The 13,459-nt window shown below is 43.6% G+C and carries 12 protein-coding genes; 7 read left to right on the top strand and 5 right to left on the bottom strand.

Features of this window, described 5'->3' with window-relative positions:
- Positions 1 to 179: 179 nt before the first annotated feature.
- Positions 180 to 2,027 (top strand): M3 family metallopeptidase, encoded by a 1,848-nt coding sequence (locus OCV12_RS19680; protein ID WP_261886986.1) that lies wholly within the window; start codon positions 180 to 182, stop codon positions 2,025 to 2,027.
- A gap of 107 nt (positions 2,028 to 2,134) precedes the next feature.
- On the opposite strand, the gene OCV12_RS19675 is transcribed toward OCV12_RS19680, so the two are convergent.
- The 3 genes from OCV12_RS19675 to OCV12_RS19665 all read right to left on the bottom strand — a co-directional run bounded on the left by OCV12_RS19675 (position 2,135) and on the right by OCV12_RS19665 (position 4,780).
- A complete protein-coding gene (locus tag OCV12_RS19675; protein ID WP_176679383.1) occupies positions 2,135 to 2,446 on the bottom strand; it encodes a hypothetical protein in 312 nt (103 codons plus the stop codon).
- Between the two features lie 217 nt (positions 2,447 to 2,663).
- Entirely contained in the window at positions 2,664 to 3,704 is a 1,041-nt protein-coding gene (locus OCV12_RS19670) for a porin (RefSeq protein ID WP_261886985.1), read from the bottom strand.
- A gap of 155 nt (positions 3,705 to 3,859) precedes the next feature.
- Complete coding sequence (locus OCV12_RS19665) at positions 3,860 to 4,780, bottom strand: DUF3187 family protein (protein ID WP_261887149.1); 921 nt, start codon at positions 4,778 to 4,780, stop codon at positions 3,860 to 3,862.
- Between the two features lie 259 nt (positions 4,781 to 5,039).
- On the opposite strand from OCV12_RS19665, the gene OCV12_RS19660 reads away from it, so the two are divergent.
- Positions 5,040 to 5,834 (top strand): response regulator transcription factor, encoded by a 795-nt coding sequence (locus OCV12_RS19660; protein WP_261886984.1) that lies wholly within the window; start codon positions 5,040 to 5,042, stop codon positions 5,832 to 5,834.
- Between the two features lie 22 nt (positions 5,835 to 5,856).
- On the opposite strand, the gene OCV12_RS19655 is transcribed toward OCV12_RS19660, so the two are convergent.
- Positions 5,857 to 6,690, bottom strand: coding sequence for a RecX family transcriptional regulator (locus OCV12_RS19655; protein WP_261886983.1), 834 nt, complete (start codon positions 6,688 to 6,690; stop codon positions 5,857 to 5,859).
- A gap of 164 nt (positions 6,691 to 6,854) precedes the next feature.
- Positions 6,855 to 8,459, bottom strand: coding sequence for a mechanosensitive ion channel family protein (locus OCV12_RS19650; RefSeq protein WP_261886982.1), 1,605 nt, complete (start codon positions 8,457 to 8,459; stop codon positions 6,855 to 6,857).
- A 252-nt stretch (positions 8,460 to 8,711) separates the two neighbouring features.
- Here OCV12_RS19650 and OCV12_RS19645 point away from each other — a divergent pair, with 252 nt between their 5' ends.
- The 5 genes from OCV12_RS19645 to OCV12_RS19625 all read left to right on the top strand — a co-directional run bounded on the left by OCV12_RS19645 (position 8,712) and on the right by OCV12_RS19625 (position 13,375).
- On the top strand, positions 8,712 to 8,960 hold the full coding sequence (locus OCV12_RS19645) for a hypothetical protein (RefSeq protein WP_210442077.1): 249 nt from the start codon (positions 8,712 to 8,714) through the stop codon (positions 8,958 to 8,960).
- Positions 8,961 to 9,326: 366 nt separating this feature from the next.
- The gene (locus tag OCV12_RS19640; protein WP_261886981.1) at positions 9,327 to 9,803 is read left to right on the top strand and encodes a hypothetical protein; all 477 of its coding nucleotides are present in this window, start codon (positions 9,327 to 9,329) and stop codon (positions 9,801 to 9,803) included.
- Between the two features lie 95 nt (positions 9,804 to 9,898).
- A complete protein-coding gene (locus OCV12_RS19635) occupies positions 9,899 to 11,962 on the top strand; it encodes a protein-disulfide reductase DsbD family protein (protein WP_261887148.1) in 2,064 nt (687 codons plus the stop codon).
- 3 nt (positions 11,963 to 11,965) lie between these two features.
- Positions 11,966 to 12,535 (top strand): protein disulfide oxidoreductase, encoded by a 570-nt coding sequence (locus tag OCV12_RS19630; protein ID WP_261886980.1) that lies wholly within the window; start codon positions 11,966 to 11,968, stop codon positions 12,533 to 12,535.
- A gap of 120 nt (positions 12,536 to 12,655) precedes the next feature.
- Positions 12,656 to 13,375 carry a DsbA family protein gene (locus tag OCV12_RS19625; RefSeq protein ID WP_210472633.1) on the top strand — a complete coding sequence of 240 codons (720 nt, stop codon included), beginning with the start codon at positions 12,656 to 12,658 and terminating at the stop codon, positions 13,373 to 13,375.
- The last annotated feature ends 84 nt before the right edge of the window (positions 13,376 to 13,459 follow it).

Raw genomic sequence — 13,459 nt, 5'->3', positions numbered from 1 at the left:
AATATTCCCTAAACAATACTAGCAAAAAACAAAACATTAACAGTTCATTAATTATCACTCATACGCCGTAATGTAAACCGACACCTTGTGACTTACATTCCGATATACGCAATGTCACAAAATACATCGTATGAATGTGTCATAATCTTGAAATTCAAGCGTTATTTTCAAGGAATATCATGACTGCTACGAACTATCTCAACGAATTGAATCAAAAGTATCTTGCGACTCATAAAGCAAAAGAAGACTTCTTTTGGGATACTTACATGGGAATAAGTGACGACCATGATGGCTCGACACAAGCGCAAACTCAGTGGACCGAGTTTCTTAGTGCAGCTGAACAAATTACGGCTATCGAAAAGCACATTTCTGCCATTGACGAGATTCAAGACGTTCAAGAAAAAGAGAGCACGTTAACAGGGCTAAATGGCTGGTTAGCCACCTTTAGATCTCACGCTATCGAATCCCAACAATCTCAGGCGCTAAAAGCAGACCTCATCAAGTTCGAAGCAGAGCTGTTTGAGAAAAAACAGAATCACGTGATGACGTACGTTAATGAAGCGGGTGAGGAAACAGAAGGATCGTTACCGGTTCTCGGTTCAACAGTAAGAACCAATAACAATGAAAAAGTGAGGCTTTCGGCGCATCAAGCACTATTAGGACTTGAACAATGGCTTCTGGCTAATGGTTTCATTGAGCTCATCCAAAAGCGTAATCAATTTGCTCAATCACTGGGTTTTAAGACCTTTTTTGATTACTCAGTCGTGAAAACTGAACAGATGACGACCGAGCAGCTGTTTACGATTCTGGATGACTTTGAAGCTCGTACACGCGATAGCCATCAAAAAAGTCTAACGAACTTAGCTCAGCAGAAAGACACAAGTGCACTCGAAGCGCATAACTTTACCTACTCTTTTGCTGGTGACGTTATGAATGACTTAGACCCTTATGTTCCCTTTTCAAAATCACTGAGACGCTGGATAGAATCTTTCGGCCGACTGAACATCGAATACTCTCAAGCGACATTGAAATTGGATCTGCTTGATCGCAAAGGAAAATACCCAAATGGCTTCTGTCATGGGCCCATCCCTTCTTTCTATGACCAAGGTGAATGGGTTGCCGCTCAAGTGAACTTCACTAGCAACGCTAAACCCGATCAAATCGGCAGTGGTTATGATGGGATTAACACCTTGTTCCACGAAGGTGGTCACGCAGCTCATTTTGCCAACGTGAAAATGAACGCTCCTTGCTTCTCTCAAGAGTTCGCCCCAACGTCAATGGCATATGCGGAAACTCAATCGATGTTCTGCGATAGCTTGTTAAATGACGCCGATTGGCTAAAACAGTACGCGCTAAATTCAGAAGGCCAAGCTGTACCAGATGAATTGATCAAGGCCATCATTGATAACAAACAACCGTTCCGCGCTTACCAAGAACGCAGCATTCTTGTGGTTCCTTACTTTGAACGAGCTCTATACGAGATGGCTGATGAAGACCTGACGCCTGAAAAGATCACGGCGCTTGCTCGCAACAGTGAAAAGAAAATTCTAGGATTAGATTGCAGCCCTCGCCCACTGATGGCGATCCCGCACTTATTGTCTGATGAAGCATCTTGCGCATATCAAGGTTACTTGTTAGCTCATATGGCGGTGTACCAAACGCGTGCATATTTCACCGAGAAGTTTGGCTACTTAACAGATAACCCAGAGATCGGGCCTTTGTTGGCTGAGCACTATTGGCATCAAGGCAATAGCGTGAACCATAACGCGACAATACAAAGTCTTACTGGGGAAGGCTTCAATGCCAAATACCTTGCCGACGAGTGTAACTTATCACCAGAACAGGCATGGGCGATTGAAGAGCAAAAGATCAAAAAACTGGCTTCTCGTGAACGCGCACAAGTCGCTGATTTGAATGCGAAGATATCTATTGTCGACGGGGCAACTGAATTAGCGAATAACGCAAAGTCGAATGACCAAATGTGTGATGATTTTGAGCAGTTTATTGTAGAGCAATACGGGCGATAATCAGCGTGTAAGGTCAGCAAGCCCCTACGCTCTAAAAAATCAGAAGCAAAAAAGCTAAAACGCAAAAAGGACGATATTTCATCGTCCTTTTCTTTTAAATCTTGGCACTACATCGAAACGCAAGCTGACCGAATTTCGGTATCAAACTCAATATCAACCGATTCAATGCTTCTCAAAGACTTTCTATGGATGCCGTACACCTGCCCCGTCAAAACAATATAAAACTTCTCAGTTTTAAGTAGCTCCCACGCTTCATCTAAAGATTCAACGTACACCTTGTTTTGCGAGTCTTGCGGGCGAGTACCAGCAACTCTTCCATGCTTACGTGCTAATTCAAACAATCCATTGCGATTAGGTTTACACGTAAACAGAGTGTCATTGCCATAAATGACACCCTTGCCAGTCATACTCTTAACCATTGTATTTCTCCAGATAATAATCCACTCGTCAAACTTGAGTGGCATACCACATGTCGAACCGTGGATGCTTAAGCCGCACAAAGAAGAAAATATGGTGTAAAGACCGGGCAGCAATTACACCATAGCGTTCAATTTCGAGTATTTGAGTTCTAAGGACTTAAGTTCTTAAGTTCTTAAGTTCTTAAGTAAATCTAAGCTCTTAGAATTGCTTATGTTCTTAGAAGTAGTAGTAAGCTGCTGCGAATACGTGTGTTTCTTCGTCGTATTGCATACCAGTTGAACCAATGCGAGAGCCTTCAATGTCTTGTTTGATATCGATGCCCATGTCTGCATTTTCGGCGATACGGTACATTGCTGCGATGTTGATGTAAGAAGCATCTACATCCGCTTGTCCGTCAAGTTCGTTGTTGCTAGATGCGTAACCAGCAGCAAGCGTTAGGTCTTCAGAAACTGTGAAGCCACCTGATAGGTAGTAACCTGTGTTTTTCTCAGAATCACTCTCTTCAATCCAAGAGTTCACACCTAGCTTAAGCGCGCCAACCTTAACGTTACCTGTCACTGTGTAAACTTCGAAATCATCTTCGTAGTCACGGTTCTCGTAACCAGTGTATAGGTTGAATACTTCTTGCTCTAGACCGATGTAGCCGTTCACACCTTTGTCGAAATTATCATCGTTGCGAGAGTCTTTCGTTTCAAAGTAAGAGATACCGTAAGCGATACCGCTTGTTGCACCTTGGAACTTAACTACGTTGAATGCATCAGAAGCATCGCCAGCAGAAGCACCAAACTCGTAAGTGTTGTCGCCTGCGCCGTCGACTTTATCTAGCGCCGTGTCATTTTCCCAACCAAATGAAGCAATACCGTAACCAGTGTCAAAACCCAACCACGCTTTATCTACGTCTGTCGCAGGGCCAGTATCAATACCGTTTACCCAAGCAGATGTCGCTGCGTCGTTCGCTGCAACGTTATCGTCGGTCGTGTACTGAAGCATCATGTCCGTTTCGAAGTAACCAACAAAACGGTTGTTACGGTAACTTACCGCAAGCGTTAGGCCTGTCGCCCAATCATCGTAAAATGCTTTAGAACCTGTGTCGTAGTAACCACCAACACCGAAAGAACCTGCTACTGAGAATTGATCTTTGTGCATAGAATCAAAAGCAAACATCTCTTCATTCTGGCTGTTTTGGCTGCTTGTGTTTACAGCGAATGCTGAAGTTGAAATGCTTGCAATCGCAAGTGCTACTAATGTTTTTTTCATGGTTACCACTACCTATATATTGATTCGGCCTTGTTAGTCCGGCCTTTTGGAGTGGCGCTATTGTTCAAAAAATCACGTTATTGATATACCGTAAATTTACTGAAATTTTATAGCTTTGATGAATTAAATTACATAATGATATGTTGATATGGCTTTTATATTAAGAAGCGCAGCCCGAGCGTAAACCCGATGTCGGTACTGTTGTCCATGTTACGGATGTTTTCGATCATCAAAGCCTCAATCGCAAGTTGATGTAGGCGATAACGGTAACCCACGACCACTTCGTTGGAAGGTTCAGAAAAATCTGGATCGTTGCTCGCCCACCCTTGATAGTTGAGAGATTCAATAAGCAAACTATGACGCTGATTCAATCGATACTCATACCCTATCGCCCAACTCGCGCTTACGTTTTCAAAACTTAAGTCTTCTAGACCAACAAAGGAATTATCGCCATTTCGATGTACTAAACCGACGGTCGAAAAAATACTGTGTTTGGGTGTGATATAGCTGTAGTTAAGTTGAACGCCTTGCTCAAAACTTGTTCTCGCAAATTGGCCACTTCTTACGTTGTTGTAGTACAAAGAACCACCAGCAGAGAGCGACATAGGCCCTCTGGAATACAGCAACAGCTCATTGTAAAAAGTCAGCGCATTGGTTAAGTCATCACCTTCAAAATCAGAGACATGAACGCCAGCATTATGAAAGTCCATGGTGAATTGATCTTCTGCGACCTCATCACGACCGTTTTGCCCAATGCCAAATAGATCATGAAACCCCATCACAAAGCTATCTAAGCCGTTATCTTTTGCCGTAACGACACGATAATCCAGTTCCGTTTTCCAGATAGGAGACGCTTGCCACTCAACAGCAATATTGGATTGGTTTTGGTAGTAGTCTAGAGAATAGGCTTCCGTATGAGCCCATATACTGGCCTGTGTGTAAGATGACTTGAACTCTATCGTGCCGGCTCTATTCGGTTGGGCTGAACGCAGCTGAGTTGATAGAACGTTTGAATGAATCGGAGACTGTGCGTAAACAAACATTGGCGACGCTATGGCACTAGGAAAAGTGAGGATCAGTATGGATGAAATGAGTAAGACTCTAAACGCTATCACGGTTTTGCTCGATGATATAAAACGTCCGATTCTCTTAAAATCACAGGCTGATTTATGCAGCAAATGTACTGCTTTTGACTAGAATAGATAGAACAAAGTGTTATAAAAAAAGAGAATTAAGAACACCTTAGTTATCTTATCGCGTTAACTTGCGCTGCCACGAGTTAGCGAATATCTTCACCGCGTGAATGAATAGCCAAACTTTTAATAAGGATAAAATGTGAACGCCTCTAAACAGAGCTTTGAACAATTGTTGATGAGTCAGTCTGCAACCTTGATCAATAGTGACCCAAGGGATTTTAACGCGACTTGGTCCACTGCAAGCTTTGATGTTCTAGACTGGTTCGATATCGATAGGCTCACGCTTTACCCAAATTCGATGGTGTTACTGGAAGATGGGAAAACCTGTTCAGTTTCCAAATCGCACATCCCTTCAATCAACAAAAGAGACTTTGTTGGCTGTAACCACCTTGAGTACCTAAAGCTTCTTAAAACGTCTGAAACCTACTTGGAGTTTTCAGAGGCACAACTCGCGATCAGCCAAAACGATGTGTTGAGTCAAATACACAAACAAGGTGGAAAATGGCACTGTATTATCCCTCTGCAACTGTTTAATCAACGCTGGGGCGCCCTCTCTTTTACCAACTTTCATGACAACAAAAACACCTTGGGTTTCGAAGACATCAAACGACTGAAACTAGTCTGTGAAATGTGGCTTTGTTATTGGCAGCATTCAACCTTAGCGAGGACGCTGAATCAAAGCGAAAACTTGTGGGAGGATGATAGCGATAAATTGCTGTTACTTACGAAGAAGCAAACCACGGTGCTTTCTCTGATTGCTCAGGGGTTTACCGCCAAAGAGTGTGCCGATAGGTTGCACTTGAGCCCACGTACCATTGAATCCCATAAATACAGAATGCTTGGACTAATGGAGCTCAATAATCACAACGAGTTAGTGCAGTTCGCTTTACGTAACGGCTTAGGCATCACTGAAAACCAACACACCACTCGTTAACCTTGTTTAGCTAGTACCTGACTTATTCGTTGCCTTCACTCAGCGCAAATTTAATCTCATCGGATGAAAAGCCTTTGCGGCTCAACATGGCGTAGGCCTTCGAACGTTCCTTGTGATCATTAAGGTCATAAGATTTTTTCTGAAGCTGTTCCAAACAAGAAGAGTAAAAGTCCAATTGCTCTTCGTTGATCAATCGGTCAACCAACGATGAAAGCTCAGTGGTATCGATTTGTCGCTGTCTTAGTTCTTGTTGGATAGCAGTTAAGCCTTTCCCTTTACGAGCGTACTTGAGCACTTCTTTCTCCAAATCCGCTTTGTCGGCCTTAATTTGGATATTACTTTTCAGTTCGTGCGCTTGTGGATGCTGATCGATGGCGATTTTCACCTGCTGGTAACTAAAGCCACGCTTTTGCAGTGCAGCCACCAGCTTTTCACGGCTCATGGTAAAGCTTGTGTAGTAGTTGTTGATTCGCGCTATCAATATAGTCTGTTCGTCGATATTTTTTTCAGCAGAAACCTTGTGAATGGCATCAGCAATAATTGAATCGGAGAGTCCTTTCTTCTTCAATTTCTCTACGATGTATCGAGATCCAAATTCACCGAAGAAGGCTTGTTCTGCGAATTGCTCAGCGAAATCTTGGTCGGATTTAAGATAGCCGTAACCTTTCAAGTTGCTCAAGGTTTCATTGATCCAATCTTGATTGTCCGTTTTCACTTTCAACTTCGCAATCAACTCGCTTTCCGTCATGTCTCTTTGGGTTAAATGCCACATCGCAGAGTTCATGACACTTTCGATTCGCGTCGCTTTTCTTACCGTTGTATTTCTCGTTTTTGGGTTTTGCTGTGAATCATCCATTCGATTTCAACTATCCAGACTGAGCCTGCCCCATGATAACGCAATTCTGACTAGCGTGAAGTGACATAAAAGAACGAGGTTCAGATAAACTGGCCTCCAACAAAAATGGACACCTATTTGGCGTCCATTTGATTGTCACATGAAGAAATCGACTTTTAGACGAATTAACTCTCTTCGTGATTGTAAATATGCACATCTCGTTGCGGGAATGGAATCGTGATACCTTCTTCATCGAAGCGTTTCTTCACAGTTTCCGTCACATCCCAATATACATCCCAGTAATCGTCTGTCTTAACCCACGGTCTTACCACGAAGTCTACAGAAGATGTATTCAAGGTATGCAGCTTGATCATATGCTCAGGCTTTTTAAGCACTAGAGGGTGCGCAATAATGATGTCGTTCAATACAGCTTTCGCTTTATCGATGTCATCTGAATAACCGATGCCAAACACCATATCCACACGTCTCACGCGCTCTGCTGTGATGTTATTGATAACGTCACCCCAGATCTTGTTGTTCGGGATCACCAAGCGTTGGTTATCGATAGTTTGAACCGTTGTCGATACTAAGCTCATGTCTTTTACTGTGCCTTGAACACCCGCGACTTTAACCATGTCACCAACATCGTAAGGACGGTAAATCAAGATCATCAAGCCAGACGCGAAGTTAGACAGCGTATCTTGCAATGCAAAACCAATGATGACACCCGCGACACCGAAACCGGTTAATAGCGGTGCTAGCTCGATCCCTATTTGAGATAGGGCGATAAGCAAACCGACAAACACAACCGCTTTGGATGCGATTGATACAAAGAAATCTTGCATCAATACACTAAAGTCCATCTTAGAGTGCGAAACGCTCTTGCGAACCGTCTTACGAGCTACGTTAGCAATTAGGCGAGTGACGTACAAAATACCGAGAAACAGAGCGAGTTTGACGATAAAAGAAGGGGTGTTCTCAAAAGCCCATGAGCTGAACGAACGTAACCAACCGTCTAATAGCTCTAGTGCGACATCCACATCCAATACATCGGCGTTAATGTCGCCCGTCGTTGCTAATAGCACACGCTTGTAAGAGGTAACATCGACGCCAAACGGTTCCATCAAGGTGATGGTTTCTTCTAAGCTCACCACCATAACACTGGTACGTTCACTGAAGCGTTCCAGTTCCTTTTTAATGACCGCTTTCTCTTCTTCATTCACGAAAGATAGGCGTGCTTCAAGATCTTGTCGCTGTGTATCGGTGTAAAGAATGGCGTTAGTCAGATATTTAGAACGAGCCACCAGCGCCGTTTTGAGATCAGCTTCAGGGACGGCAACATCAATACCACGCTCTTTTGACCAATCGAGTGTCTTAGCTAATTGCTGATAATAAACATCCATCATCCCGATTCGTTTTTGAATACGAAGCTCAAGACGTTTCTTAGCATCACCCTCTGTCGAACGGTTTTCTTTGCTCATTGAAACGATTTTAATATCATTCAATGACAATAATTTTTGTAATAGTTCAACCTGCTGAGCAAGAACAATATTGAGCTCTTCTTTCTTATCGGATGATAACTGGGTGAATATATCTTCGCGCAAGCCTTGGTTCTTGCGCCTTAATATATCTTCAAGAAAGGGTTTCTCAGCATCGTGCGCCGTTTCTAGTGTTGCCAGATCGAGCATCAGCTGATCTTGTACTTGTGCTATTTTCTCGACGCTTTGTGCATAACTTCCAAATGCGACAAACGCCAACATTAACAATAGACAACGCCAAACCTTCATCATATTAATTCCTATTATTGTCTAAATTGACCCTATAAATAGTAGTAAAAAGAATATGGATAACAATCATTTAAAGGTATGTTGTGTTAAAAATTCGCAAAATATCAGTCCGCCTCTAATATTTGAGAGTTCCAATCCCCTCTTATGACCTGTAGAGTACGCAACCAACAAAGAACAACGGCCAATATCGTCACCTAGGCACATGCATTAAAATGCCTTGAATCCGATGTTGGCTCACAGCAAGAGAATAGAAAAATGAACAACGAACTTGATGTTATTGAGTCTCTAGAAGAGCTAGAAAAATTCCTAATTTCAGTGGAAGCTGGCGGTTTGGGCCTTGAAGGGGTTGAAGGCGTAGGCATGGCAACCAATAATTCAGATGGTCGTCACTTCGTTGCTGTATTCAACAGCAGCCACAAAGTTCTGCTTGCTCGCTGGATCACTCAAGAAGTCTTTGAAAATGGTAAAGACCTAGTGCGTAACGGCCCACGTCGTAATCACTAAGATTACCCATTAGAAGGCTTGGAGTTCTGAACTTCAACGCTAGCGGAAAAAGCCCAATCGAGTTCCTAACGAACGGTTGGGCTTTTTTGTATCTGTTTTATCGCTCTTTTTTATTCAGTCGAACACCTTTGCTAATTATATACTGCTCAAGGGAAGTCACGACTTTGGTCAACAAAACAGCGAATAGCAAAAAAGAACAGATTATTATGAACTTAAGTGAAAATGCGATGCCTTAGCCTCTGAGTTTGTCGTTTATGTGCCCCTGTGACTTTGACAATTTTATGACTTGTGGCACGCAGCAAAGTTATCTAAGCTAGCCTGCTTCTAACCCGTGTTAAATACTAACTGATTCGATTACTGACTGATTTGCTGAATACATCGCTACTTTTTTTATCCCAACAGAACCGCCAACAAAAGCAATCGCTTTGGGCGCTTCTTCTTACCGGACTGGTTATCGTAACTTGTCTGGCAAGTACGCTGTCTGCAAATAAAGTGACGTTTTCTAAGGCTTCTGTTAGCCAATCAACACACATAGGTTCTGAAACCAGCGACCCACAAGCCACTATCGCTTCATTTGACAAAATGTCTGAGCTTTATGCCAGCGTTTTTAGTTCAGATGCGTCTAAATCACTGACAGCACCGAATTCTAGCGCCTGTGACCTGAGCTCGAAAATGCTCACCTTCGCCACACCGAAAACCGGTTGGCTGATCCCTTTCATTCTATTTATCGCTGTCGCATTCAGCCTTTCACCTCATATATCGAGATTATCTAGAGACAACCATCGCTCTACTCGACCAACAAAACACCGCCTACACCTAAAGCACTGTATATTTAGAGAGTAAATAACCGGGCTATTCCACCCTTTTATTTATTTTTTGGAGATACATTTGTGTACAACACACTACTAACTAAGTTTGTCGATTCATTGGCATTCTGTATGCGTACATGCGCGAAAACTATAGTCACTGCCATTTTGGTCATGACATCATTTAATGCTTTAGCACAGACTACAGGCTGGCTTAGCGTGCCTGAACACCCTCCAGTCAAAATGCGAATGATGTCGACAGGTGAACAGTCGGATGACGGTTCTAAGATTCAAACCGTGCTGGATGTCGTGCTCGACGGCGACTGGAAAACCTATTGGCGCAGCCCAGGCGAAGGTGGCATACCTCCAAGCTGGGACTGGTCTGGTTCAACAAACATTGAGTCGGTAGAGTGGCATTGGCCAATTCCGAAGTACTACGAGCAGCTAGACGTAATGACGTTGGGCTACAAAAAGCACGTCAGCTTTCCGGTCACACTCACACTGAAAGACAACACTAAGCCAGCCATCTTCAAGGCTTCGTTCACCTTTCCGTCGTGCACGAATATCTGCGTGTTAACCGATTACGACATCGAACTGCCGATCGACCCACAAACATTAGAGCTCGATGAAGAAGCTATGTTCTTGTTCAATCAAGGCATGAGCCAGTCACCACGCGAAGCAAACCGAACTTCAGTAAATGGTCTGTTTTGGGACAAGAGCAAGCAGCAACTGGTGACTCAGCTGACGAGTAAAGAAGGCTGGGATAAGCCAATGGTATTGATTGATGGCCAAGAAGTGATTGACGATTTCTTCTCTCAGCCAACTGTTCATATCACAGACAACACAATGACGGCCGTTTTCGATGTGAGTAACTGGATTGGTGACGTCGACTTAACGGATCGCACCGTTAGCGTCACGGTTTCAGATACTAACTTTGCTGAAGAGATGACGGCTCAGGTTGGCTCAGAGCCTATTGCCTATCAATCAAGCAATACTAGCTTTATTGCGATGATTGGCTTTGCCTTAATTGGTGGCTTGATCCTTAATATCATGCCGTGTGTTTTACCTGTATTAGGAATGAAGCTAAACAGCATCATTCAAAATCAAGGTGCATCAAACCGGCACATCCGAATCTCATTCCTAGCATCGGCTATGGGTGTCATCACCTCGTTTGCACTCTTAGCTTTAGGCATGACAGTGCTCAAAGTGGGCGGTAATGCGATTGGTTGGGGAATCCAATTCCAAAACGTTTGGTTTATCGGGTTTATGCTGATCATTACCCTACTGTTCTCAACCAACCTACTTGGTTTATTCGAATTCAGACTGCCATCGGGTTTAAACACATGGATGGCAACCAAAGGCGATGACTCACACTCAGGTCACTTTGTTCAAGGTATGTTTGCCACGCTGTTAGCAACACCTTGTAGTGCACCATTCCTGGGAACCGCCGTCGCTTACGCGCTAGGCGCAAGCTACCAAGAGCTGTGGGCGATCTTCATCGCACTTGGTATTGGTATGAGCGCACCTTGGCTTATTTTCGCTCTGTTCCCGAGCCTCACCAAACTGCTACCAAAACCGGGCGCTTGGATGTTCAAGGTTAAGCTGGTATTTGGCTTAATGATGTTCATCACCAGCCTGTGGTTAACAAGCCTACTTAGCCCATTCATTGGCAAGTCCCCAACCATCTTGCTGTCACTGTTTATCGTGATTTCAGTACTGGTTTGGATTGGCATGAAATTAGGTCGTAAAGTACTTATACCTATCATGGCAACCACTACCTTGATGTTTGGTGCAGCTCTAATTGTCGGTAGTGTTACAGCAGATAACTGGGCGACACCTATCGTTGATGATCTTGCTTGGCAAAAGCTGGATGCGAAACAAATTCCTCAATTGATCGATGAAGGTAAAACCGTATTTGTCGATGTGACAGCTGAATGGTGTATCACCTGTAAGGCGAACAAGATCGGCGTGATTCTTCAAGATCCGGTTTACAGTCACCTACATCAAGAAGACATTGTTTTGATGAAAGGCGATTGGACAACACCAAGTGAAAGCGTCACTCAATACTTACAAAGTAACGGACGATTTGGTGTGCCATTTAATATCGTGTATGGCCCAAGCTATAAAAGCGGTATTCCACTGCCCGTGATTCTGGACAGTGACACTGTCGTTCAAGCCATCGATGCTGCGAGGTAAGTGATGAAGACTCCCAACAATGAAGAGAAGCCCAACACGACCAAAGACCAGCCTGTAAAGGGTGAGGCGAAAAAGCCAAGTCGTCTTAAAAAGTGGGGAAAGGAACTGGTCTCAATGATACTGATCGTTGCCGTGGTTTCATTTGCTATGGATTTTTATCACAGCAGAAGCATGCCTCAAGGAGATGCGATTCCAATCGTAGGTCAATCACTGCAAGGTGAGGATATTGATGTTATCGAGCTCAGTAAAAACGGTAAGCCTATCATTGTCTATTTTTGGGCAACTTGGTGTGGTGCTTGCAAGTTCGTGAGCCCAACCGTCAATAGCTTCAATGACTCTCACCAAGTCGTTACGGTCGCCCTTTCATCAGGACCCGATGAACGAGTGCAACGCTACTTGGATGCAAAAGAGTATGACTTCCCTGTGATCAATGATCTTTCTGGGTCAATCAGCAGAAGTTGGGGCGTCAATGTCACTCCAAGCATCGTCATCATCAAAGACGGAAAGATCAGCAGTATCGCAACTGGCGTGACTTCCCCTATCGGACTGTGGTTAAGAGCCTATTTTGCATAACTCGCTTACCAAGAAAAAAGCCAAGCAAATGAGCCAACTAAAGCCAATTTAACAAACAATAATACCGTGAGCGCGACCTAATGAGCGCTCACGATTATCAAGAATTAGAGAATACATAATATGAAAAAACATCTGATTAGCGCACTGATTTTAGGCTCACTGATGAGCACCAATGCCTTCGCTGAACTAAGCAAAGAACAAACCCAACAACTTGAAGAAATTAATCAGTTTCTGAAGGAAAACCCTTCGACTATTTCGGGTTTGCATACCAGCTTAGAGCAGTATGTGGCCGGCCAAGCGCAAGCGAAGAAAGCTCAAGCAGAAAGCCATGATTGGTTGTACAACAATGACGCTCACCCAATTACAGGAAATCCGGATGGCAAATCGGTAATCATCAACTTCACCGACTACAACTGTCCTTTCTGTAAACGTTTGGAAAAAGGTTTAGTTCAATTAGCCTCAGAAAACAGTGACATCAAGATCATCAATGTCTACCTGTCGTTTAAGCAGCAACAAGTGAGCGGTCTTAATACCAATGCGGCGCTATACGCGATGAAGGTATGGAAAGACAACCCGGAAGCCTTCCCTGAAGTCGATCGATTACTGATGGCGAAAAGCGGCAGTCACACAAAATCGTCACTCCAAGCGGTAGCGAAAAAAACAGGCACTGAAGCGCAGTTAGAGACAACGACAGAACAAAGCAACACGTTAATGACTAACCACCAAACCTTTAGCGCACTAGGCTTAACAGGTACACCAACGCTAATGATGAATGGTCAGGTCTTACCGGGGTATGTGCCTTACGACCGACTAAAAGACATTGTGGATGACGCTTTCTAATTGAATCTAGTAAGGTTTTAGAAAGGTTGTGAGCCTTAGCTAAACTTGAAGACGAAATTGATAAAGCCTACTTGCGTTAACCCG

This window comes from Vibrio pomeroyi, from assembly GCF_024347595.1.
Classification (GTDB): Bacteria; Pseudomonadota; Gammaproteobacteria; order Enterobacterales; family Vibrionaceae; genus Vibrio; species Vibrio pomeroyi.
Note: the sequence above shows the minus strand (reverse complement) of the source record. Positions and strands in the feature narration are given on the sequence as shown.

What these genes read in the sequence shown, in the direction of transcription:
- OCV12_RS19680 (WP_261886986.1), top strand. Translation starts at nt 180, where the DNA reads ATGACTGCTACGAACTATCTCAACGAATTGAATCAAAAGTATCTTGCG.
- OCV12_RS19675 (WP_176679383.1), bottom strand. Translation starts at nt 2,446, where the DNA reads ATGGTTAAGAGTATGACTGGCAAGGGTGTCATTTATGGCAATGACACT.
- OCV12_RS19670 (WP_261886985.1), bottom strand. Translation starts at nt 3,704, where the DNA reads ATGAAAAAAACATTAGTAGCACTTGCGATTGCAAGCATTTCAACTTCA.
- OCV12_RS19655 (WP_261886983.1), bottom strand. Translation starts at nt 6,690, where the DNA reads ATGGATGATTCACAGCAAAACCCAAAAACGAGAAATACAACGGTAAGA.
- OCV12_RS19650 (WP_261886982.1), bottom strand. Translation starts at nt 8,459, where the DNA reads ATGATGAAGGTTTGGCGTTGTCTATTGTTAATGTTGGCGTTTGTCGCA.
- OCV12_RS19645 (WP_210442077.1), top strand. Translation starts at nt 8,712, where the DNA reads ATGAACAACGAACTTGATGTTATTGAGTCTCTAGAAGAGCTAGAAAAA.
- OCV12_RS19635 (WP_261887148.1), top strand. Translation starts at nt 9,899, where the DNA reads ATGCGTACATGCGCGAAAACTATAGTCACTGCCATTTTGGTCATGACA.
- OCV12_RS19630 (WP_261886980.1), top strand. Translation starts at nt 11,966, where the DNA reads ATGAAGACTCCCAACAATGAAGAGAAGCCCAACACGACCAAAGACCAG.
- OCV12_RS19625 (WP_210472633.1), top strand. Translation starts at nt 12,656, where the DNA reads ATGAAAAAACATCTGATTAGCGCACTGATTTTAGGCTCACTGATGAGC.